Raw genomic sequence first — 22,279 nt, 5'->3', positions numbered from 1 at the left:
GTTAGAGGAAGTTCAAAAAGCGGACTTTGATAACGAAGTGATGCTGACGTAGCATATTCGACATCGCATCTGAAGCGAACTTGGAAAGTACGGTTCGCGTGTACGTAATCATGTACACTTGCGCTTCCGCCTTTCTCAAGTAGCGCTTCACCTGCTCGGTTCTGAAAGCCCGCTTTTTGAACCTTTATTTGAAGGAAGTTCAAAAAGCAGAATATAACATCTAAAACTCCCCAAGCTCCTGCTCTTGCAGGAGCTTGGGTTATGGAGGTATAACATGAAGAAATTAAATACAGACATCAACGAATTGAAATCTACGATTGATCGTGTTGTAGATTATACGTTAAGTATGGATCTAACATGGGATTGGCCATGCGGCGTTGCCTATTACGGAGTAAGTCGAGCATTTGAAACTACTGGTAACCAGAATTATTTGGACAGAATGGCAGCATGGTGTGAGGAATATATTGAAGTAGGGCTACCTACATGGACGGTAAATACTTGTGCCATGGGACATATGCTAGTGACGTTATACGAGCAAACGAATGATCAAAAATATTTGGATCTTATTATGAGCAAGATCGATTATATAAAGAATAATGCTCTACGTTTCGGAGATCAGGTACTTCAGCATACGGTATCTGCTAATAATGACTTCCCCGAGCAATGCTGGGCAGATACGTTATTTATGGCGGCATATTTGGAGCTGCGAGTAGGAGTTATGCTTAATGATAAAGCATTAATCGATGATGCTTTACATCAATATTACTGGCATATTAATTATTTACAGGATGAGCATACGGGATTGTGGTATCACGGCTATAACCATATCGCTAAAGATCATATGTCGGGTATTTATTGGGGAAGAGCCAATGCATGGGCAGCCTATACGATGTCTAGAGTTGGCAGAGTACTTCCTCAGCCTTATTTATATCCTCCATTTATGCATATCGATAGCTCCTTACGTGATCAGCTAGCTGCACTCAAAAGATTGCAAAGAGAAGATGGCTTATGGGGAACGGTTCTTGACCATCCAGAAGCTTATGCTGAAGTATCTGCCTCAGCAGGTATAGCCGCTGCGATGGTTATGCAGGGCAACCCATTACATACCAAATATGTTCAAAGGGCATTACACGGAATATTGGCGAATATAGCCGATAACGGAAAGGTGCTGAATGTATCTGGTGGTACTGCGGTAATGAATAACATCGAAGGATATCTAGAAATACCGCGAAAATGGGCCCAAGGATGGGGACAGGGACTAGCGTTGTCCTTTTTAACAGGCATTATTGAGAGACAGCAGGATTAGCTCGTTAATTGCACAGAAGCTAATTGACTATGAATTGAAAATGTTGTCATTCATATAAGGATAATCAAGTAGTCCTTCACGAAAAACGGGCTGTAGAAGCAATTCTACAGCTCGTTTTTAATTGTAGAGTGATAGACTTTGCTGATATTTCCGGGTTGAAAGCATAATATAACAATTATGCGCTTGAGAACAATAAGCTATTGTAAATAAGACATGGAGGAATGAACGATGACAACATATTCTCTAAAATTATCAGGTGAAAATAAACAGATTTCAGAAGGTAAGCTAGCTGGAAACAAAGCAAAAAATCCTTATGGTGAAAGTTTTGGATTTACAAATTTCTATATGACTTGGAATGAAGAACCGATTGTCCCAGTAGTAGGTGAATTCCATTTCACTAGATTTTCATATTTACACTGGGAAGAAGAACTATTGAAAATGAAAGCTGGCGGTGTTCAAGTTATCGCTACCTATGTATTCTGGAATTACCACGAAGAAGAGGAAGGGGTTTTTCGCTGGGATGAAAACCGGAATCTTCGTCATTTTGCTGATTTATGTGCCAAGCATCAGTTCCCGCTAATAGTGAGAATTGGACCGTTTTGTCATGGTGAGGTGCGAAACGGTGGTATACCGGATTGGATTTTCAATAAGCCTTTAGAAATCAGATCTAATGACGAACAGTATCTTTTCTATGCAAGAAGACTGTATCTGCAAATCTCAAAGCAAATTAAAGGCTTGTTTTTCGCTGAAGGTGGAACGATTATTGGTATTCAATTAGAAAATGAATATATGCATTGTGGTGCGCCATTAGATTCATGGGGCTATAAAGCTGGTATATTTATGTCGTCTGGAACAGGTGGTAATGAACATTTAGCCCAGCTTAGAAAAATTGCAGAACAATCAGGAATGAATCCAGCATTCTTTACAGTTACAGCTTGGGGTGGAGCAGCGGTACCAGAAGAGGATACGCTACCTATGCTTGCAGGTTATGCCTATACGCCTTGGATTCCTAATCAACCACCAAGTGGTGAATATATTTATCGTGATCTACATGTAACCCCTTCTGAGCCTGTTAATTATAATACGTTGGGGTATCCCGTTGCTTATTGTGAGATGGCTGGTGGGATGCAGGTTAGTTACACAGCAAGGCCGAACGTGAGTCCTGAAAGTGTAGAAGCAATGACTTTAGTGAAATTAGCTAGCGGCAGTAATATGCTAGGTTATTATATGTACCATGGTGGATCTAATCCAGTAGGTAAGCGTGGTTTCTTGAATGAATATGGGCTTCCTAAAATAACATATGATTACCAAGCTCCACTCGGCGAATTTGGTAGAGTAGGTACATCATATGATCGCATTCGCTCCTTATCTCTGTTTATGGACTCCTTTGGATCTATAATTGCACCAATGGGTACAGAATTACCCGAGGGTCAAGCAACGATTGATCCTGTTGACACGGAATCATTAAGATGGTGTGTCAGACAAAAAGACGGATCTGGCTTTGTTTTCATTAATAACTTCCAGGACCATCTAGATCTGCCTGATCGTGAAGGTATTACGCTAGAAATTGATTCGGTTAAAGGTAAGGTTACATTCCCGTATTCGGGAAGCATGACTATTAAACAAAATGTAAGTACGGTGTTGCCATTTCATATAGAAATTGCAGAAGTATCTATTGTATCCGCTACTGTTCAACCACTTACCGTATTAGATCAGAATGATCAAGAGAAGCTTATTGTTTTCTATGCTCCTGAAGGTTTGGAGCCAGAACTGGTTATTAGTAAGCTGAATGTATCTGCTATAAGCTCGATCGATACAAGTATTAATCAAGACGGGGAAGTTTATGTGATTTCACCGAAACTAGGAAAAGAATCATCTATAGATGTGCTACTAACAAACGGAGCTACGACTAGAATCATAGTTCTTACTCGTGAAGAAGCGCTTCAATTATATAAATTTAAGCTATGGGGAGAAGAGCGTTTAATCATTAGCTCAAGTAGATTGTTTGTGAAGGATGAACGGTTAGTGAGTACATCAGAAGGTAATGAAGATTGGGATTTGGCTGTTTATCCAGCTATACCTTCAGAAGTTGTGGCTTCCTTTGGTAAAGTGAGTAAAGCCAAGGAAGGGCTGTTTGATCTCATTACGATTAAGATGCAATCATACTGTCCATCGCTTAGTATTGAGCATCCACTTGAAAGAAGTGCACTTATTCATATTGATACGAATTGGCCAAAAGAAGTTGCAGATGTATTTATGGAGATTGAGTATGATGGAGATGTTGCTGCTGCTTACCTCAATGAAAGAATGATTACCGATCATATTCATTATGGAGAGGCTTGGTCGATTGGATTAAAGCAATTCAAAGACGAGCTGGAGTATGCAAAACTGCACTTATCAATTACCCCTTTAAGAAAAGGTACGGTGCATACCTTTGTGAATCAAGCATTAGTAGAAAGATTTGAAGGAGTTGAAATTGCTATTTTCCATAAAATCAGCACGATTTCACATTATCGAACGGCTTTATATCGAGGGTAATGAAATTAATCTTCCCTTATAACTAACATAGTAAAAGCCTGATGTGATCAAGATTCTTGATCTATCAGGCTTATATCTTATACTATGAACACTCTCGTCCGTACACTTCAATCTGAGTTAAAGCTGGGAATGGAGATGGATCATCGGATTGAATAAGCTCGCTTAACTTCACCCATTCGACCTGCTTAGGCTCTAATGCAACAGTTTGTCGCTCAGGCGTTTTGTTTAATTGTACGATCTGCTAGAATTTCTTCACTTGTCGCAAGGCGGGCTGTCAGCAGATGCAAGTTACCAGTAAATGATTTTGGAGAATAGGATGATCTCTTCTCGGCAAAAGGTATAACAAATTTAAATTCTGTTCCAGCAAGATATACAAATTCCGCACTCATCGAATCTTCTAGCTGAATGACTAGGTAAACGTTTTGTGCTGTACTACCCAGAACAATAACATCTCCAGGTTCATATAGGTTCGTGTATAGCAAACTTACTGACCCATTATCTGAATGGCTAGCTTTAATAGAACCGTCATCACCTACGACGGAAAGAGATAGAGTACTGCCCATCATTATTTACCACCTTGCTAAAGTATTAGAGTTTGTTCAAAAATCCAACTTTTTGAACATGCACTATTAGCGATTCATCCAACCACCGTCTACGCATAAAATATGCCCATTGACATAATCTGAAGCATTGGAAGCTAGGAATACTACAGGACCTGCTAGATCTTCTGGAGCACCCCAGCGAGCAGCTGGAATTCGTCCAAGTATTTCTGCACTACGTTTCTCATCCTGACGCAATGCAGTCGTATTATCTGTTGCCATATATCCTGGCGCAATACCGTTAACATTAATCCCTTTTGAAGCCCATTCGTTAGCTAATGATTTTGTAATACCGGCAACCGCATGCTTAGATGCCGTATATCCAGGAACATTAATACCACCTTGGAAGGAAAGCATTGATGCGATATTAATAATTTTACCACTGCCATGCTCGATCATATTTTTACCGATAGCTTGGCATAGATAGAACACACTGTTCATATTGAGATCGAGTACAGCATGCCAATCTTCAAGCGCATGGTCAGCGGCAGGGGTACGACGAATAATACCTGCGTTATTGACTAAAATGTCTATTTTACCACCAGCTAACTTTATAGCTTCAGCAGCGATATCAGAAATTTTTGCTAGATCAGACAAATCAGCAGTTATCGGATGAACGGTGCCACCATAAGAGCGAAGCTGCTCAAGCACTCCTGGTTTTGGTTCGTTATGTGTCAGTAGAATGATATTGGCTCCAGCCTTCGCTAAACCATTAGCCATTCCTAAGCCTAATCCACCGCCACCGCCAGTTACAATTGCAGTTCGACCCGATAATTGAAATAATTGATTCATTATATATACCTCCACTTATGGTTCAATGATTGGCTTGATGAGGTGAATCCACGAACACGAGATTTGCTTTATGTTCTTCATAAGCATGAATCTCATCAGCCGATAGCTTTCGATCCGTGATGATAGAATTAAACTCATCTAACTGGGCAAAGGTTAACAATGCTGTCTTTCCAAATTTGCTGGAGTCCACTACACAATATATATCTTTGGCAGTTTCAAGAAAAGCCCGTTTCATATCATACAACTCACTCGTGTAAATCGATAGACCTTGTTCCGGATGGATTGCAGTTGTTGTTATAAATGCCTTCTGAATATTCAACTTGCGAATGAACGAAATCGCCTCGCTGCCAACTAGTAAGTTACGATTACGATAGCCACCAGGAATAACAAGCCGTATTTTGGTTTTGCGAATAAGCTCACTCATAATAAACAGATCATTCGTAATAACTGTAAGTGGCTTGTCTTCCAATAACTTGGCAATGGCGAGTGTTGTGCTCCCACCATCGAGGGCGATAATATCATTTTCTTCTATTAATTCAAGTGCTTTTTGTGCAATAACGTTCTTTTCCGTTATATGCTTTTGATTCGGAATCTGTAATGGAAGCAGCCCAAGGTCTGTAGCGTGCTTCAACACAGCTCCACCATGAACTCTCGTCAGAAGACCCCTCTGTTCTAGTACTTCCAAGTCAGTACGAATCGTTTTCCCGGTGACATCTAACTGTTCACTGAGTTCTTGTACCTTTACTTCCCCTTGCTGAATGAGTAACTCCATTATTTGCTGATGACGTTTCATACTAGACAAACTAACCATTCCTTTATATACGTAATTGCCCTCACCGACTACACATCAGCCAATGTTAAGCTCTTACTACATTATATCCTGCATGGCAACATGGTCCATATCATCGAAGATTTGGTTCTCCCCAGCCATTCCCCAGATAAATGTATAGTTGCTTGAGCCTACACCGCTATGGATAGACCAGCTTGGTGAGATAAGCGCTTGTTCGTTGCGAACGACAAGATGTCTAGTTTCTTGAGGCTCACCCATAAAGTGAAACACAACGCCATCTTCCGGCATATCAAAGTAGAAATACACTTCAGAACGACGATTATGAGTATGGCATGGCATCGTATTCCACATATTATTTGGTTTCAACATTGTTAAGCCCATGACTAGCTGACAGCTTTGAACACCTTGTGGGTGAATGTATTTATTAATAACTCGCTCGTTGGATGTAGCAGGACTTCCGAGATGAGCTGGTGTAGATTCACTGATTGGGATGTGTACAGTTGGATAGTTTTTATGTGCAGGTGAGGAATTGATATAGAATTTAGCTGGATTAGCAGCATCAACACTCTCAAAGATAACGTCCTGGGCACCAAGACCAATATAAAGTCCATCTTTTGGTTCCATCATATAAGTAGTGCCATCAACGGTGATTTTACCTGGCGCACCAATATTAATGATCCCAATTTCACGGCGTTCCAAGAAGAAGTCAGAACCCATATCTTTACGATCCGCTTCTAGCTTAATAGCTGATGTAGTTGGGTAAGCACCACCAGTAATGAAACGGTCAACATGACTGTAATAAAGCATAAGCTCATTCTCAGTAAATAATGATTCCATTAAGAAATCTTGACGTAAACGAGTTGTATCGTATCCTTTAACTTCTTGCGGGTGTGATGCGTGACGAATTTCCATAGTAAATCGCTCCTCTTAGTAAGATAGTATTTCCTTAACTAGAATCATACCTCAATGTTCATTTAGGTTCAATTCATTTCCGTTATTGTTCACAATTGCGGTGATGTATGTTCATATGTTACCAGACGACAAACACGGATAACGAATCCCACTTATGGAATTCGCTCTGCGTGTTTGACTGGAAAGAAAATTGCGAGATTACGATTGCGGGAAATTCAATTCAAAAACAGACGAAACCTGTTCGTTTACAAGCAATCCCTTATTATTTGTGGGGCAATCGCAAGCAGGGGGAGATGAGTTTCTGGCTGCCATATTAATATCGAGGGTCTCTAGATAAGTATTCTAGGGATCTTTAGGTGTTTTTCCGGATATTTAGAAAGTATAAGTTTTTAGTGGTATCAAAGGTTCCAGCTATTTTCTGTCTGGTGTGCCAGAGGCACGGCATGTAACAAAAGAGGGATAGAATTGGAACAGAACAAGTAGCTGACTTCATTGAGCTTAATAAGAAAATAGAGAGGACGAATGTCTGTAGCGCCAAAATTGATGTTACAGAGCGAAATTTTCATGGTATATGATGCTGTAGCGCCAAAATTGATGTTACAGAGTAAAATTTGCATGGTACATGATACTGTAGCGCCAAAATTGATGTTACAGAGCGAAATTTTCATGATATATGATGCTGTAGCACCAAAATTGATGTTACAGAGCGAAAGTTGCATGGTACATGATACTGTAGCACCAAAATTGATGTTACAGAGCAAAATTTGATGGTACATGATGCTGTAACGCCAAAATTGATGTTTACAGAGCGAAATTTGCATGGTATATGATGCTGTAGCGCCAAAATTGGTGTTACTGAGTAAAATTTGCATCGTACATGATACTGTAGCACCAAAATTGATGTTACAGAGTAAATAAAGTAACCTTGTTTTTATCGATTAGTTCACGTAGCGATCTCCGATTCGTTCAGGGAGCTGTAGCTAATTTAGCAGGATAAAAAAGGACAAAGATAACAAGGGGATTAATAGACTCACCAATGCTGCTACCCAAGTGAAATTTTTATTTGCTTTCAATAATACTTTATCAACTAAGAAAAAGACAATTGCTCCAATTAAACTAAACAATAAAAGGACAAGACCGAACACGATGTGGAGAGATCCAGACACCATGATTTCGACTCTAGGATCACCACTTTTTTTCGCTAAAATGCTTCCTAACTTATCACTGATGATAGATGTTAATATACCATAAGTATAAATGATAGGAAAAACATACATCATGTACGTTGGAGTAGTTGAAATAAAATCTGAAATATAACTAGAACCATCAGATTGTCCAAAAGGGGTAGGGAAAAATAATGCTAATAGTATAGAGTGAATGGTTCCAGCTATTGCTGCTGTAATTATTTTTCTAGATATGATCTGCACGTCAACTCACCTCGTTTGGCTTCTATTCTATTAATAAGACAAATGACAATAATATATAACTTATGCACTTACAAAAAGTAAGCGTCTGAGTTATAATATTATTATCGTCAGTTATACAAACGATATCGATCTAATTATAATACTGGGGGGAAGTACATATGACACCATTTGAAGAACTAGTTAAAGAAAGACGTTCAGCGAGTAATTTTCTACCGGATCATCCGATTTCGAATAAAGAACTAGATGAAATTTTTGAATCGGTTAAGTTCGCTCCAACAGCATTTAACCTCCAACATCCTCATTATACAGTTATTACTAACTCTGAGGTGAAAGAAAAGCTACAAGCTGCAGCTAAAAATCAATATAAAGTGTCCTCATCCTCAGCGGTTATTATTGTTACTGGAGATAAATTAGCATTTAGAGATGCAGCAACAATATATGAAGGATTATTGTTGCTAGGAATCGTTAATAAACAAGAGTATGATTTCCAGGTTGAAGATACGATGGCATTTTATGAGCGAGGCGGAGACAGTTTTCAGCGTGATGAAGCGATTCGAAATGGTTCGCTATCGGCAATGATGTTTATGCTAGCTGCCAAAGATAAGGGTTGGGATACTTGCCCAATGATTGGATTTGATGCCGCGGCTGTTAAGGACATATTGAATATTGATGATCAATATGAAGTTGTTATGATGATTACGCTCGGAAAAGAAAAAGTGTCAAGCAGAAGACCGAGAGGCTATCGTAAGCCTGTCAATGAATTTGTATCCTATGTAGAATAGCATTATCCCATAAAGCAATCCCCCTTTGGAAGAGTTTTTCTGAAGGGGGATTTTGTTTTTACTATATCAAAAAACTGCTTTTCATGGTAAATGTATTTATATATTATAAGCTAAAAAATCACAATGACGATAGAATGGAGATTGAGAGCGATGACAGTAACGAAGAACTGGGAACAAGAGGCTTGGGAGCAAATTGTACGCAAAGTATCGCGGACGAGCAAACGAATTAAGGATCGTTTCCCGCATGCTAGCGTGAATGGTGAATATGTGTTGGAGCCGCCGCATTGGTGGACGGCAGGCTTCTGGCCTGGACTGCTATGGCTCGTTTATCGTGATACAAAGGATGAGTCACTACGCGCGCTTGGGGAAAGTTGCGAGCAGCAATTAGATCAAGTCATTGCCGATTATTATCGTCTCGATCATGATATTGGCTTCATGTGGCAGTTAACTAGTGTTGCTAGATTCAAGATACTGGGTGGAGAAGAGTCGAAGCGGCGTGCATTGCTTGCGGCCAATCTGCTTAGCGCTCGCTATAATATTAAGGGGCGTTATATTCGCGCATGGAATCCGTGGCAGCCAGGAGAAGACAACTCAGGCTGGGCGATTATCGATTGCGCAATGAATTTGCCGTTGCTGCACTGGGCTTCCGAGATATCCGGTGACCCACGGTACAAGCATATCGCGATTGCGCATGCGGATACTGTACTCGAGCATTTTATCCGACCTGATGGGTCGGTCAATCATATTGTAATATTCGATCCCGAAAGCGGAGAGAAGCTAGGTGTGAATGGAGGACAAGGATACTCCGAGCAGTCCGCATGGTCAAGAGGTGCGGCCTGGGCTATATACGGTATGGCATTAAGCTATAAGCATACGGGAGAGGAACGTTATCTTCATGCGGCGCAGCGCGTAGCTCATTTTTTCATAGCAAATCTTCCCGCTGACCATGTCCCAGTATGGGATTTTCGTCTACCTGGCGATGTACCTCAATACCGTGATACGTCGGCTGGTGCTTGTGCCGCTTGCGGCTTGTTGCTACTCGCCGAGCAGGTAGCTGATTCAGAAGCTACGCTATACAAAGAGGCAGGTGAGCGGATGCTGCATGCTTTGTATAGCCAGTACGGAGCTTGGGATAATGATGCTGAGGAAGGACTACTATTGCATGGCACTAGCCATTACCCAGAAGGTAAAAATATTGATGTTCCACTTATTTACGGTGATTATTTCTTTGTAGAAGGCATCTCACGACTGTTAAATCATGGTGAACTATTTTGGTAGATCAGTGAATAGCTTAAATTATTCCGAAGATTTGGGTGAAATTGCGATGCAGGAGAGATTCCTACATCGCCATTTTTGTGCGCCCGGCATGAGCTTTATCTATAGGGGAAATTTCAGAATTGGACAGATGGATGGAGAGAAAGAGAACGATTATCCTCGCTTACGCTCAATTAATATCGTCAAACTTACTAGTGTTACAAAGATAGTCGCTCCCATATCAGACAGGATGGCAATCCATAGCGTAAGCCAACCGGGAATCGTCAACAATAGTGCAATGATTTTCAAGCCGAGCGCTACTGTAATATTGAAGCGGATAATCCGATTGACACGCTTGGCAACTGAGATCGCTTCAGGAAGCTTACCCAAATGATCCTGCATCAAGACGATATCCGCTGTCTCGATGGCACTGTCCGTACCTTTACCCATCGCAATACCTAGTTGCGCGGAAGCAAGCGCCGGAGCGTCATTAATACCGTCGCCAATCATCGCTACTATACCTTTGGCAGATAGCTCCTTCACACGGCTCACTTTATCTTCTGGCAGTAGATTGCCGTAATACTCGGAAACACCAACGGCAGAAGCAACCTTCTCAGCTGTTTTCTGGTGATCACCTGTTAGCATAACAGTGCGCTTAATACCTAGCTGATGCAAAGCTGCAATGACAGATCGGCTTTCTTCGCGAATTTCATCAGCAATTCCGAACATGCCAAGTAGTTGTTGTTCATCTGCAACTAGTACAAGCGTGAAGCCTTCATCTTTCAACTCATTAATTCGCTGCTGTATAGCTGCTGGAATAACGAGATGCTCAATCGTTTGTTCATTACCGAGCCAATAGAGCTGTCCAGCAATTTTTGCTTTAATGCCTCGACCGCTAATCGTCTCGATTTCGTCGGGATCGGGACTAACAATATTTCTACGTTCGATTTCTTTCATAATGGCTTTCGCCAATGGATGCGAAGATGATTTCTCGATTGCTCCAGCAATTTTGAACAAACGTGCTTCGTCATATATTTCTAGCTGAGCGACATGAGGCTCTCCTTTCGTTAATGTACCTGTTTTGTCAAAGGCAAGGGTATCTATCTTACCCAGCTGTTCAAGGAAAACGCCACCTTTAACGAGTATCCCATGTCTAGCAGTACGTGTAATCCCTGAAACGATAGCAATTGGCGAAGATAGAATTAATGCGCACGGGCAGCCAACAATTAGTACCGAGAGACCTTGATATAGCCATGTCATCCAATCACCTTGCAAAAGCAAAGGAGGGATGAGCATAACAAGTGCAGCGACAATCATAATAAGCGGTGTATAGTATTTTGCAAATTTATTGATGAAGAGTTCAGTTGGCGTCTTCGTTTCCTGTGCCTCTTGCACAAGGTGGAGAATTTTTGCTAAGGAAGAATCTTTATATGCTTTTTCAATGCGAACGATGAGCAAGCCTTCATTGTTAATACTTCCTCCAAAGACGGTCTCTCCGTTTCCCTTCTCCACTGGTAATGGTTCACCAGTAATAGCAGCTTCATTAACGGAACTTTTACCTTCGAAGACGATACCATCAGATGGAATCTTTTCACCAGGTTTAATTTTGACTAGATCGCCGATTTGTAAGGTGGAGATCGGAACAATTGATTCTTGACCATTGTCTAACTTTAGCGCTTCTTTGGGTGCAACTTGCAGCAATGTTTCCATTGATCGTCGAGCCTTTTCCATGCCATAGCCTTCGAGTAATTCATTGACACCGAACAAAATTGCTACAAGTGTAGCTTCCTTCCATTCGCCAATAGCTACAGCACCAATTAAAGCGATCGTCATTAATGTATCGATATTGAATTTTAGGCTTATAATATTTTTTAAGCCACGCATAAAGGTTGTGTATCCACTAATGATCGTTGCTGCCAAAAATAAAAGAATGAGAGCTTGTTGGTCGAGAACACCTTCCAGTAGTAAAGCTGCGATATAGATAACACCGGAAGTGATCAGTAGTATTAATATTTTATTATTACTATCTGCATGACTATGATCATGTCCGTGGTCGCCATGGCTATGATCGTGATTACTATGTGAATGTTCATCTGAATGGTCGTGATCGCCATTTAATTGCTTCGCAATATAGGCGCCATCGGATTTCAAAATTTTATTGACCTCAGTCATAGAAATTTGTGGATTAATGGTAAGTTTACCTGAATTATAGCTAAGAGATGAGTCGTTCCCATGCTCCAGTTTTTTGAGCTCATCTTCAATTCTCTGGGCGCAACCGCCACAGGAAAGCCCTTTCACACGATATTCATTCATTGAACTTCCTCCTTTCAATACAATCATATGAACACTTGCTCATATGATATGCCAAATATGTAAGTATGTCAATGACAATGAACGGATTGAGTGAAGTATTACGTTAATCTTTATCATGCATAGATGATGACTGCCTTATCCGTAATCTTTCTGATATAATATTAATATTAGTGCTTTTTGTACTACCTCTATTAAGGAATGAAAAGGCGGTGTGGAAGAAATGGTTCGAGTAATGGAAGAGCAATGCGACGGCACTTGTTTGGGCACCGAGATTAATCCTATTGATTTGAAAAAAATCAACCTTGACGAGAAGACAGCTGTTGATTTGGCCGATATATTTAAAGCATTAGGCGATCCAACACGAGTGAAGCTAATTCATGCTTTACTGAATAATGAATTATGCGTACATGATCTCTGCGTTGTACTTGGTATGACTCAGTCAGCCGTATCTCACCAACTACGATATTTGCGTAATATAAGAATGGTAAAGCGCCGTAAAGAAGGCAAGACAGTATACTATTCTATAGATGATGATCATGTGAAAGAGATATTTATTCAAACCTTGACCCATTTGCAACACACGACCAACAAAGAGTAATTGCAGCAGCTATAGCCTTATCCGATAGATAACAATAAATAAAAGTTAAAGTGGCGATTGATTTTCGGTTTTTACTGGAGATTTATCGTCTAATTTTTGTAATATTTATTTTATACTGGCTTGTGAAATACTATAAGTGATTATCCATAATCATTTAAATAGATAATAATAAATTCACTACTTACAAAAGGTAAGCAAATATGAAATAATGGTAAGGTAGTCTTATACTCGAATTAATAATCAAATTCATCTAGAAGGAATGATATATATTGCATACAGCACTTGAACCCGAAATGCTTAATTTATTAACAGATAAAATACAAATGATTGAATCCGGTAAAGGTGCCGTTTATCTAGTAGGTCCGATTAAGCTACCTGTTAATTTAGAAGGCGAAACGGTTGTTTTTCAATGGTATTGCTGGTTAAGCAAATGTCAGGCGACTAACAATTATGAAGAAGTAATTAAGCAACTATCCTCAGCAAATTTGGCAGAGTATCAGCAATCTAGTGTACTTGTCTATGGTGATTTCGCTAATGCCGAGGATGCGCTGATTCGCATGCATTCGATTTGTCATACTGGCGATATATTTGGTAGCAAAAGATGTGATTGTGGTTATCAATTAAAGCAGTCGATGAAAAACATCGTTGATAGTGGCACGGGTGCGCTTTTCTATTTGGCAAACCATGAAGGACGAGGCATTGGCTTATTTAGTAAAGCGATGGCATATGTGCTACAAGAAAATGGCTACGACACAGTGGATGCCAATGAAAGTCTTGGCTTTGTCGATGATTCAAGAAATTATGATGATGCGATTAAAGTGCTGAAAACATTGCGGACGAAGCCAGTGACGCTTATGACGAATAATCCGAAGAAGGTAGCAGCGATGAAAAATGCTGGTCTAACCCTTTCTGGAAGAGAGCCAATATGGGGAGATAATTCCGAATTTAATAAAAATTATTTACAGACAAAAATTGAGCGTTCTGGACATTTGAAAGACGATGGAGTGTGTTCCAATGAGTAATGATCAAATATATATGCAATTAGCGCTCGATAACGCGCGTGCGATGAAAGGGCAGACTGACCCGAATCCATTAGTCGGCTCAGTTATTGTTAATGATAATCGAATTGTAGGTATCGGTACTCATTTGAAAGCAGGAGAGCCACATGCTGAAATTCATGCGATTCGCATGGCAGGAGAGCAAGCGCGCAATGGGACGATTTATGTTACGCTTGAACCTTGCTCTCATTATGGACGAACAGGACCTTGTGCGTTAGCAATAGTTGAAGCGGGGATCAAAAAAGTTGTTATCGCAACGTTAGATCCGAATCCCGTCGTTGCTGGTAATGGCGTTAAACTATTGCAAGACGCTGGTATTGAAGTCGTTGTAGGTGTGATGGAAGCTGAGTCACGCAAGATGAACGAAGTATTCAACAAATTCATTGTTGAAAAGAAGCCTTTCTTAACGATGAAAGCGGGAAGTACATTAGATGGCAAAATTGCTACACATACTTTAGATAGCAAATGGATTACATCGGACGAAGCAAGATATGATGCACATATACTACGAAACGAACATATGGCGATATTAGTTGGTGTGAATACGGTCATCGAGGATGATCCTGAGTTGACGACTAGAATAGCTAATGGCAGAAATCCGATCCGAGTCGTGCTAGATTCTACATTGCGAATTCCATTAGATTCAAAAGTTGTTACGGATCAAAAGGCTGAAACATGGATATTTACAGCTCAGCATTATGATCAGCACAAGAGGGAAAAGCTAGAAGCGCTTGGCATTTCCATATATGCAACTTCAGGCGAGAAGCATGCCGATCCTCGCGATGTTGTTCGTATATTGGGTGAAAAGCTTGTCTCGTCTGTCTTAATTGAAGGTGGTGGCACGATTCATGCTGCTTTTCTGGAAAATAAGCTTGTTGATAAAGTCGTTATTTATCTCGCTCCCAAATTAGTCGGAGGAACTCATGCACCGACATTTCTTGAAGGCGCAGGTGTCACGTTAATGAAGGACGCTATAGATTTGGCAGATCTAACGATTACAGCTGTGGGGAAAGATTTCAAGTTTACAGGCTATCCACAATATTTTTAAGTCAGTCGCATAAAGAGGGGAGATACATAACATGAAAATCGGAATTTTAGATCAAGGACCCATTACCAAAGGACATACGCCTGAGCAGGCGCTTCAATTTGTTGAAGAATTGGCGATATTAGCAGATCAGCTTGGCTATTCTCGCATGTGGATGGCAGAGCATCATAATACGCAGTGGTATGTGAGCACAGCTCCAGAAATACTTGCTGCACATCTTGCCGCGAAAACGAAGAACATTCGCATTGGTACGGGTGGCATCATGATGATGCACTATTCACCATTTAAGATGGCAGAGGTGTTCAAAACACTTGCTGGTCTTAATCCGGGACGTATCGATTTTGGCGTAGGACGTGCTCCAGGAGGAGATCCAGCAGCAACTCGCGCATTGGCAGAAGGACGTTCGCAAATGAGTATGGATATGTATGACAAGCTATCAACAACGCTTCGCCTGATGAGTGATCGTAAGCCAAACTCAGCGATATATGATTCTGTTATTGCGTCTCCGACCAATATTCAGCTTCCCGAGGCATTTTTACTGGGATCGACAGGCAATAGTGCGATTCAAGCAGGCAAGATGGGCGTTGGATATTCGTTTGCCCATTTCTTCTCAGGTGAAATGCATAAAGAGGTATTTGAAGCGTATCGCGCTTATTTTGAACCATCATACTTTATGGAAAAACCACTTATTAATGTTACCTATTCCGTAACAGTTGCACCGACGGTAGATGAGGCGGAGTTTTATGCGAAGCCGCTTGATATATGGCGCTTAAATTTCTTAAAGGGACAAATCGGACAAATACTATCTCCAGAAGAAGCGGCAGATGTGCAATTCTCTGAGATGGATAAGATGAACTTACAACAAAATCGTAACATTCACTTGGTCGGAACAGCTGTGCAAGTAGCAGATCGCCTTCGTGCAGATCAAGACTACTACGGCTTCGAAGAAGTGATGTTCAATTTGAATCAACATGGACAGGCTTCTCGCTTGCAATGTGTGCAGCTACTAGCTAAAGAATTGCTATAGGAGAAAGTTAAAAAACAAGCTTAGAAAGCCTTGAGGAATTCTAGAATCGTGAAAATTCTAGAACCGTGAGGATATTGCTGTATAGTAAAAGCCTCTAGAATAGGGATTGCGATTTTTCTGCAACTATTCTAGAGGCTTTATTTTGAAATCTATATACTCGGCGAAAAATATTGAGCATAATGAGCCAAATATGCGCTGACGAATCTAATAGACTAAAAATCTCCTTTGGGTTTTACAACATCAATATAAATTTTATGTATATTTTTCGCCGAGTATATAGTTAACTTTCTGTTTCTGTTAATAAAGCACGTTTTTTGAACCAACTAATTATCCCATAAATAATAAGCAATAGTGCACCTACTTCGATCGCATGGTCTGCAATATTAAGAACGCCATTTCTACGAATAATAAAGTCTGTCACTTGGCCATGTAGCAGTCGATCTATACCGTTGCCGATCGCTCCTCCGACAAGAAACCCAAAGCTACTATCGATTAGAGCTCCCTTCATATCACCAGTCTTTCGAAAATATAGAACACCAACTACGAATAATACCGCTATTACACCGAAGAGTCGTGCGTTACCTGGAAACAAGCCGCCTGCCATCCCACTGTTTTCAATATGTGTGAGAGGAATTCCCCAGAAGGTAAAGGCTTGGTCTATATCGATATAAGCTCGAATTACATATTTAGTAAACTGATCGATTAAAACTACTACCATTGCGATAATATAAAATATGATATTGATCCCTACTTTCTTTCAAAAAGACATAGTTATATTATAGCAAAAATGATAGCTCATCGTAATTGCTAATCTCAATTATTTAGCAAATCTAAGCTGGATGTGTTCTGCTTTTTTTATTTCCTTAACTTCTATTATATGGTAAATTAAAGAGAGTTCGTCGAAGATGAGGAGGATACAATGTTCAAAACAGCTTTGAGTCTATTATTAATAGTGATTGTATTGATCGGATGTGAAAGTATGCTAGGTAATGATAAAGGCAAGACGATTATTCAAACCCACGAATTTGATATGTCATCGATAGATACTACAACAGCAGGAATATTAGAAAGATCCTCGTCCGCGTTGACATTAGATACTACATATTCTCAGCCGCATCAATTTATCATTTATTATGGAGAATTGAATTATAGCGGGATCACTGATTATTCAATATATGATTTCATAATTGTTTCTGACAAAAATTTGGAGAGTGTAACAAAAGTAAGGGAGCAGGGGGTTAAAGTTTTTCAGTATATTCCTTTCGGATCAAGATTTGAAGATTCTGAGCAATATATGCAATCGATTAAAGCAACAATAAAGTCGTTGCAGGAGCAGGGGATCGCCGATGGTATTTTTCTTGATGAGTGTGATATTGCTTATTGGAATATTGCATATCAGGAGGAGGCCGACAAGCAACAAATTTTCTACTCAAAACTTCAAGAAATTACGGAATATATTAAGTCTCTAGGGATGGAAAGTATTGTTAATGGAACGAGATCGTTTGCTGAGCTTGGTGATTATTATTTATGGGAAAGCTATGTTAGCTATTGGAATTCTAATCAACTGGTGTGGGATTCCTCGATATCATTAGGGCGGACAGCTTCTATAGATGGAGAAACTACTTATGGTAGAAGATTTACAGATTGGAGCTTTGAAGGTACGACAACTATTAAGGATGGTAAAGTAGTTGGTGGCGAGAAAGGTGCAATGGAAATTGTCGTGGATATGGATCGAATTTTACAAGCGGAAGATAATAGAGCTCAGTACGATTGGATATATCCACAATGGAAGGGGACTGGAGGAAGTAATGATACTGTTTCTATACAAGCGTGGATAGGCAATAGCTTACCGTTTGACAGTAATACATGGACGGAAGTTCCAAATCTATGGACAAGTGAAGCGGATAGCTGGATCGGTATCGGGAAGCAATCGAAATATTTGAAGTTAAGATTTGAATTTAACGGGGCTAATTCATTGAGTATGGAACAAGTACTATTAAAGTTCAATTACAATTATCCGTACTGGGATATGGATCGTGCCAATGGTGCAGCAGATACGAATTCATACATATGGAATTTTAATAATAGTCAGCTTGACTATATAGAGCAGAAAAACGCTATTAGCCCTTCAACAATCAAAACACTAACTCAGAGCTATGGTGAGCTGGACGATCAAGCAAGAATTAACTATACGTTCCTAAACAATGCTGTTCATGAGCTATATGGGTGGAGCTATGCGCATCCATCGATGCAAACGGTAAAGTATTATGACATTCTAAATGAACCACTAGGTATGTTACTGCATCAGGAGCAAAGTGGAAAGATTACGACAGGTTATTTTACAGGTAGTACTGCAACAATAGATAAAGCTTCTCATACAGCAACATTAGCTAGAAATCAGGGTAGCTACTACTTCGATGATGCGATTACGATTGATGGAGAAATGACGGATTGGAGTAATAGCGATCAGCTTTATATGAATCCCGATATAGTTGAAGATGCCGCTGTAACTAGCTTATCGATGACAGATGATCGTCAATATTTATATATCAAATTAAAAGTTGCTGGTCACATTAATTTTGATACAGATGCCAACGGTGTTCCGCAATATTACTACAATATATATATTGACTCGGATGGTCAGCTATTAGATGGCTTCAAAGGTTCATGGTGGAATTCGGGGTATATTGCTGCAACGTATAAAGTATCTAATGGAGGATTGTATAAATGGGATGAAAGCTTTACAGATCAGCATAGTAATGATGGCTGGAAATGGTTAGGCGAGCAGGATATTGATTATATCATCAATTCAGCGGGCGAAGAGATTGAATATCGTATTTCGAAACATGTACTTGGAGATTTAACGTCAGAAACGATTAAATTTTATATAACGGTAGATGAAGCAAACACGATGAATTCGCAATTCATTCCACCTGAATATTTGAATGGTACTGAGTTTACCGGACAGCTATCCTACTTACAAAAAGTATTCCAGCCCTATATCCCGCATGGATTTATTCAATCAGAGATTATCGAAGTAAACGAAGGGAGAAAGGCGACTTTAAGTTGGAGCGAAGTCATTCTTGATTATACTGCTGTGAAGGCATGGATCCGAACAAGGTCAGTAGGTAGTCATTCATGGGATAGTTGGCAAGAGGTTACGAATGGTCAAGTCATCACTAGCACTTCTAAATTCGATCGAATTCAATATAGCGTAGGCTTATACACCGAGCGTGGGAAGAACACGCCACAGCTATCCAATATTGTTCTGAGCTATGAGGAAACAATACGAAACTAAGGTCTAATGGCAGACGATACAACAAAACCCAGCAATGTGTACGTCATGCGTACACGAGCGTTCAAATGCCCGAGTCTTCCAATAAAGGTTTAAAGTCCGCTTTTTGAACTTCCTCTTCCAATAATGGTTCAAGAAGCGGACTTTCATATTCGATGTCGATTAAGCTACGATAAAAAAAATGATCGTAGCAGTAGCCATTCAAAACTTAGAACGATCGATACCAGTTTTTCAACAAATCGCACAGTCGCCGAAATCTGCGTTTGAGCGTTTGGAAGATATATTAAATTATTTACTAGAAAATCAAACAGAAACAAGACATAATTCCGCAAAGTTTAGAGAAGCGTTTGAAAGCTACGCCGCATTTTCCAAAGAACCATTATCTAATATCGAAGAGTAAATTGAAACACAGAAGCAAATTTCAGATATGATTACTCCGATTATTGTAGATGGAGAGAAAGATGGTTCCTTGCGACAGGATATCCCTATTAAAGAGTCGATTATGACGGTTATCAATGCTTACGGTATATTCGGCAATAATATTGTGCTGAAATCAGAAATTACTTATCTTGATGACGATATTCAGCCTCATAATCAGCAAAAACTATTGAAAGACATGCTACTTGCTTATGTTCGAGCATAACTATTGAATGGACAGTAGATGATTAATCTGTGCAATGGTTTACATATTTCCATCCTAATAGTAATATTATCAATGGTGCACTAAATTTTACCAACATACTTAGGAGGAAAATAAGTTAATGCAGAAACTAAAAAGTGTTAAGAGATTAGTAGCTTTAGTTTTAATTTGTAGCATGGTGATTTTAGCTGGTTGCCAAGCTATTGGTGGAGTAGACATTAATGAAGCATTGAAAAAGACGCTTAAAGTAACGTCATCAGAAGGTAATTCTTCTATGGAGTTTAAGTTGAAATTCAATGAAGAAGCGTTGATTAATGATGAGATTTTTGCTGAAGATGAGGAACTTATTTCTATTTTACGTTTAATATCTAATGTAAAAGTATCGATTACCGATATGAAAATGCAGGATCAAAATAATATTTCTTTGAAGGGGCATCTAACTTTAGGTGATCTATCAGAAATTAAGTTTGATATGAAAATGTCAGAAACATTACTTATCATTTCTTTAGAAGGTGCTACTCGTTCATTCACTTTCGATCTTACAGGTGAAACTAGTGAGAGATTAATGAATGACTATATGTACTCTGAATACGGAGTGACAGCTGAAGATGTTGACAATGTCACGGAGATTGCGATTGATGATGAGAAAATTATTGCTGCTGTGCAATCTGCAAGCGAACTTATTACCGATTTCAGTATTCAAAAACTTCCTAATCTTGAGCGGATGTCTGCGACGCCTGTAACAGAGGATATCAATGGTGAAGCAACGAAATTAATGAAAATTCATGGTGAATTAAAAGGTATGGAGCTATGGAATTGGTTCAAGAAAATCACGAACGCGCTACTTGATGATCGTGCAGGACTTGAAAAATTACTTAGCGAAGTACTGAATTTATTTAAAGATGAGCCTGAACTGATTGAAGATCTTGCTATTTTCAATGATGGAGAATTCGAAGCAAGAATTATTACGGAAGCTGATAAGCAAGCTCTTATCGATGAAACTGTTACATTAATTGTTACTTCTCTAGAAGAGATGAAGACTTCAATGAATGAAATAGAAACAGAAGATAAAGAAATGCTTGAATTATACTTAGACGATTCATTAGAGATTAAATTCGATATGTATATCGATTCAAATCTAGATATTCGCAAACAAGCTTATTCATTGAACTATGTAGTAAGTGATGCAATGAAGGAAGAGCTTGGTACTTCTGTTTTTGAGGGAATAAGCATTACGTCGGAAAGTGAAGCTTGGAATATTAATGGAAAGGTTTCTGCAGAAGTACCTGTGGCATCTGGTCTAGAAGTGAAATTAGAGTCTTTTGATTATTTGAAAGGTTTTGAAATCGTTAATTACTTTGATGAGGATTCAGTTGTCTATGATTTATTGAAAAATAAACTGCATATTTCCAAGCAAACGTACTGGAACTATATTGATGAACCAGGATACTATGCTGCTTTTGTTAATCAAGATAATTATGGAATGATCCCTGTTAGAGAGATCATTGAAGAATTCGGTGGAAATATTAGATTTGATAAAGCAACAGAGCAAATTCATATCTACGATAAAGCTACAGAGACAGCGATTAAGCTACAAATTGGTAGTGACACAGCGATCATTAACGGTACGACAGTACAGTGGCCAACACCAGTTGTAGTTATCGATGGAACTACTTACGCACCAGCGCGAGCTTTAGCAACTGCTCTTGGCGCAGAAATACTATGGGACAGCCAATCGGGTTATGTTGAGATCGTAAGAGAACCATAATGGTAGCTCTAACTTAATAATTATTACATCTTCACCAACTGTGAACGATGGACGAGGCATTATCATTGAATATTCCGATTAGGGAGATATTCGTGGTAATGCCTTTTTTGTGTGGAGATTAGTCGCATTAAAATA

21 protein-coding genes are annotated in these 22,279 nt (G+C 39.5%); 13 read left to right on the top strand and 8 right to left on the bottom strand.

The annotated features are described in order from the left end of the window. Position 1 precedes the first annotated feature (1 nt). Positions 2 to 139: a hypothetical protein gene (locus AC1TPB_RS02920; protein ID WP_482075115.1), complete on the bottom strand. Its 138-nt coding sequence runs from the start codon at positions 137 to 139 to the stop codon at positions 2 to 4. A 135-nt stretch (positions 140 to 274) separates the two neighbouring features. Between AC1TPB_RS02920 and AC1TPB_RS02915 the strand changes: the two genes are divergently transcribed. Together AC1TPB_RS02915 and AC1TPB_RS02910 are read left to right on the top strand one after the other, a co-directional pair. After that, positions 275 to 1,306, top strand: a complete 1,032-nt coding sequence (locus tag AC1TPB_RS02915) for a glycoside hydrolase family 88/105 protein (RefSeq protein WP_482075114.1) — start codon at positions 275 to 277, stop codon at positions 1,304 to 1,306. Positions 1,307 to 1,534: 228 nt separating this feature from the next. Beyond that, complete coding sequence (locus tag AC1TPB_RS02910) at positions 1,535 to 3,844, top strand: beta-galactosidase (protein WP_482075113.1); 2,310 nt, start codon at positions 1,535 to 1,537, stop codon at positions 3,842 to 3,844. 212 nt (positions 3,845 to 4,056) lie between these two features. Here the strand turns inward: AC1TPB_RS02910 and AC1TPB_RS02905 are convergent, their stop codons facing one another. From AC1TPB_RS02905 to kduI, 4 genes are all read right to left on the bottom strand, one after another. Continuing rightward, positions 4,057 to 4,410, bottom strand: coding sequence for a hypothetical protein (locus AC1TPB_RS02905; RefSeq protein ID WP_482075112.1), 354 nt, complete (start codon positions 4,408 to 4,410; stop codon positions 4,057 to 4,059). A gap of 63 nt (positions 4,411 to 4,473) precedes the next feature. After that, positions 4,474 to 5,235, bottom strand: coding sequence for a 2-dehydro-3-deoxy-D-gluconate 5-dehydrogenase KduD (gene kduD / locus AC1TPB_RS02900; RefSeq protein ID WP_482075111.1), 762 nt, complete (start codon positions 5,233 to 5,235; stop codon positions 4,474 to 4,476). 22 nt (positions 5,236 to 5,257) lie between these two features. After that, positions 5,258 to 6,028, bottom strand: coding sequence for a DeoR/GlpR family DNA-binding transcription regulator (locus tag AC1TPB_RS02895; RefSeq protein WP_482075434.1), 771 nt, complete (start codon positions 6,026 to 6,028; stop codon positions 5,258 to 5,260). A gap of 75 nt (positions 6,029 to 6,103) precedes the next feature. Further along, a complete protein-coding gene (gene kduI / locus AC1TPB_RS02890; protein WP_482075110.1) occupies positions 6,104 to 6,937 on the bottom strand; it encodes a 5-dehydro-4-deoxy-D-glucuronate isomerase in 834 nt (277 codons plus the stop codon). Positions 6,938 to 7,044: 107 nt separating this feature from the next. Between kduI and AC1TPB_RS02885 the strand changes: the two genes are divergently transcribed. Next, positions 7,045 to 7,254 (top strand): hypothetical protein, encoded by a 210-nt coding sequence (locus AC1TPB_RS02885; protein ID WP_482075109.1) that lies wholly within the window; start codon positions 7,045 to 7,047, stop codon positions 7,252 to 7,254. 663 nt (positions 7,255 to 7,917) lie between these two features. Here AC1TPB_RS02885 and AC1TPB_RS02880 read toward each other — a convergent pair. Then, complete coding sequence (locus AC1TPB_RS02880; RefSeq protein WP_482075108.1) at positions 7,918 to 8,364, bottom strand: hypothetical protein; 447 nt, start codon at positions 8,362 to 8,364, stop codon at positions 7,918 to 7,920. A gap of 158 nt (positions 8,365 to 8,522) precedes the next feature. Between AC1TPB_RS02880 and AC1TPB_RS02875 the strand changes: the two genes are divergently transcribed. Both AC1TPB_RS02875 and AC1TPB_RS02870 read left to right on the top strand, forming a co-directional pair. After that, positions 8,523 to 9,146 (top strand): nitroreductase family protein, encoded by a 624-nt coding sequence (locus AC1TPB_RS02875; RefSeq protein ID WP_482075107.1) that lies wholly within the window; start codon positions 8,523 to 8,525, stop codon positions 9,144 to 9,146. Positions 9,147 to 9,296: 150 nt separating this feature from the next. After that, positions 9,297 to 10,424, top strand: coding sequence for a glycoside hydrolase family 88 protein (locus AC1TPB_RS02870; RefSeq protein ID WP_482075106.1), 1,128 nt, complete (start codon positions 9,297 to 9,299; stop codon positions 10,422 to 10,424). A 150-nt stretch (positions 10,425 to 10,574) separates the two neighbouring features. On the opposite strand, the gene AC1TPB_RS02865 is transcribed toward AC1TPB_RS02870, so the two are convergent. After that, positions 10,575 to 12,713, bottom strand: a complete 2,139-nt coding sequence (locus AC1TPB_RS02865) for a heavy metal translocating P-type ATPase (protein ID WP_482075105.1) — start codon at positions 12,711 to 12,713, stop codon at positions 10,575 to 10,577. Positions 12,714 to 12,933: 220 nt separating this feature from the next. Here AC1TPB_RS02865 and AC1TPB_RS02860 point away from each other — a divergent pair, with 220 nt between their 5' ends. From AC1TPB_RS02860 to AC1TPB_RS02845, 4 genes are all read left to right on the top strand, one after another. After that, on the top strand, positions 12,934 to 13,311 hold the full coding sequence (locus AC1TPB_RS02860; protein ID WP_482075104.1) for an ArsR/SmtB family transcription factor: 378 nt from the start codon (positions 12,934 to 12,936) through the stop codon (positions 13,309 to 13,311). 293 nt (positions 13,312 to 13,604) lie between these two features. Beyond that, a complete protein-coding gene (locus tag AC1TPB_RS02855; RefSeq protein ID WP_482075103.1) occupies positions 13,605 to 14,333 on the top strand; it encodes a GTP cyclohydrolase II in 729 nt (242 codons plus the stop codon). Next, complete coding sequence (ribD, locus tag AC1TPB_RS02850) at positions 14,326 to 15,417, top strand: bifunctional diaminohydroxyphosphoribosylaminopyrimidine deaminase/5-amino-6-(5-phosphoribosylamino)uracil reductase RibD (protein WP_482075102.1); 1,092 nt, start codon at positions 14,326 to 14,328, stop codon at positions 15,415 to 15,417. The genes AC1TPB_RS02855 and ribD overlap by 8 nt, the downstream gene beginning before the upstream one ends. Positions 15,418 to 15,448: 31 nt before the next feature. Then, positions 15,449 to 16,441 carry an LLM class flavin-dependent oxidoreductase gene (locus tag AC1TPB_RS02845; protein WP_482075101.1) on the top strand — a complete coding sequence of 331 codons (993 nt, stop codon included), beginning with the start codon at positions 15,449 to 15,451 and terminating at the stop codon, positions 16,439 to 16,441. Between the two features lie 280 nt (positions 16,442 to 16,721). Here AC1TPB_RS02845 and lspA read toward each other — a convergent pair whose 3' ends face one another. Then, the gene (gene lspA / locus AC1TPB_RS02840) at positions 16,722 to 17,177 is read right to left on the bottom strand and encodes a signal peptidase II (protein ID WP_482075433.1); all 456 of its coding nucleotides are present in this window, start codon (positions 17,175 to 17,177) and stop codon (positions 16,722 to 16,724) included. 183 nt (positions 17,178 to 17,360) lie between these two features. Between lspA and AC1TPB_RS02835 the strand changes: the two genes are divergently transcribed. The 4 genes from AC1TPB_RS02835 (at position 17,361) to AC1TPB_RS02820 (ending at position 22,144) form a co-directional block, all read left to right on the top strand. Continuing rightward, positions 17,361 to 19,739, top strand: a complete 2,379-nt coding sequence (locus tag AC1TPB_RS02835) for a hypothetical protein (RefSeq protein ID WP_482075100.1) — start codon at positions 17,361 to 17,363, stop codon at positions 19,737 to 19,739. 178 nt (positions 19,740 to 19,917) lie between these two features. Further along, a complete protein-coding gene (locus AC1TPB_RS02830; RefSeq protein WP_482075099.1) occupies positions 19,918 to 20,136 on the top strand; it encodes a hypothetical protein in 219 nt (72 codons plus the stop codon). 27 nt (positions 20,137 to 20,163) lie between these two features. Then, positions 20,164 to 20,379, top strand: coding sequence for a hypothetical protein (locus AC1TPB_RS02825; protein ID WP_482075098.1), 216 nt, complete (start codon positions 20,164 to 20,166; stop codon positions 20,377 to 20,379). 118 nt (positions 20,380 to 20,497) lie between these two features. After that, on the top strand, positions 20,498 to 22,144 hold the full coding sequence (locus AC1TPB_RS02820; protein WP_482075097.1) for a copper amine oxidase N-terminal domain-containing protein: 1,647 nt from the start codon (positions 20,498 to 20,500) through the stop codon (positions 22,142 to 22,144). Positions 22,145 to 22,279: the final 135 nt, after the last annotated feature.

Source organism: Paenibacillus sp. Y951 (assembly GCF_056786395.1).
This window is presented reverse-complemented; position numbering and strand designations above follow the sequence as displayed.

Bases quoted from the DNA above. Each gene is read 5' to 3' on its own strand.
- AC1TPB_RS02910 (WP_482075113.1), top strand. From the start codon at position 1,535: ATGACAACATATTCTCTAAAATTATCAGGTGAAAATAAACAGATTTCA.
- kduI (WP_482075110.1), bottom strand. From the start codon at position 6,937: ATGGAAATTCGTCACGCATCACACCCGCAAGAAGTTAAAGGATACGAT.
- AC1TPB_RS02885 (WP_482075109.1), top strand. From the start codon at position 7,045: ATGTTCATATGTTACCAGACGACAAACACGGATAACGAATCCCACTTA.
- AC1TPB_RS02855 (WP_482075103.1), top strand. From the start codon at position 13,605: ATGCTTAATTTATTAACAGATAAAATACAAATGATTGAATCCGGTAAA.
- AC1TPB_RS02860 (WP_482075104.1), top strand. From the start codon at position 12,934: ATGGTTCGAGTAATGGAAGAGCAATGCGACGGCACTTGTTTGGGCACC.
- AC1TPB_RS02830 (WP_482075099.1), top strand. From the start codon at position 19,918: ATGATCGTAGCAGTAGCCATTCAAAACTTAGAACGATCGATACCAGTT.
- AC1TPB_RS02870 (WP_482075106.1), top strand. From the start codon at position 9,297: ATGACAGTAACGAAGAACTGGGAACAAGAGGCTTGGGAGCAAATTGTA.
- AC1TPB_RS02865 (WP_482075105.1), bottom strand. From the start codon at position 12,713: ATGAATGAATATCGTGTGAAAGGGCTTTCCTGTGGCGGTTGCGCCCAG.
- AC1TPB_RS02825 (WP_482075098.1), top strand. From the start codon at position 20,164: ATGATTACTCCGATTATTGTAGATGGAGAGAAAGATGGTTCCTTGCGA.
- AC1TPB_RS02820 (WP_482075097.1), top strand. From the start codon at position 20,498: ATGCAGAAACTAAAAAGTGTTAAGAGATTAGTAGCTTTAGTTTTAATT.
- AC1TPB_RS02835 (WP_482075100.1), top strand. From the start codon at position 17,361: ATGTTCAAAACAGCTTTGAGTCTATTATTAATAGTGATTGTATTGATC.
- AC1TPB_RS02875 (WP_482075107.1), top strand. From the start codon at position 8,523: ATGACACCATTTGAAGAACTAGTTAAAGAAAGACGTTCAGCGAGTAAT.
- AC1TPB_RS02905 (WP_482075112.1), bottom strand. From the start codon at position 4,410: ATGATGGGCAGTACTCTATCTCTTTCCGTCGTAGGTGATGACGGTTCT.
- kduD (WP_482075111.1), bottom strand. From the start codon at position 5,235: ATGAATCAATTATTTCAATTATCGGGTCGAACTGCAATTGTAACTGGC.
- AC1TPB_RS02845 (WP_482075101.1), top strand. From the start codon at position 15,449: ATGAAAATCGGAATTTTAGATCAAGGACCCATTACCAAAGGACATACG.
- AC1TPB_RS02895 (WP_482075434.1), bottom strand. From the start codon at position 6,028: ATGAAACGTCATCAGCAAATAATGGAGTTACTCATTCAGCAAGGGGAA.
- AC1TPB_RS02915 (WP_482075114.1), top strand. From the start codon at position 275: ATGAAGAAATTAAATACAGACATCAACGAATTGAAATCTACGATTGAT.
- ribD (WP_482075102.1), top strand. From the start codon at position 14,326: ATGAGTAATGATCAAATATATATGCAATTAGCGCTCGATAACGCGCGT.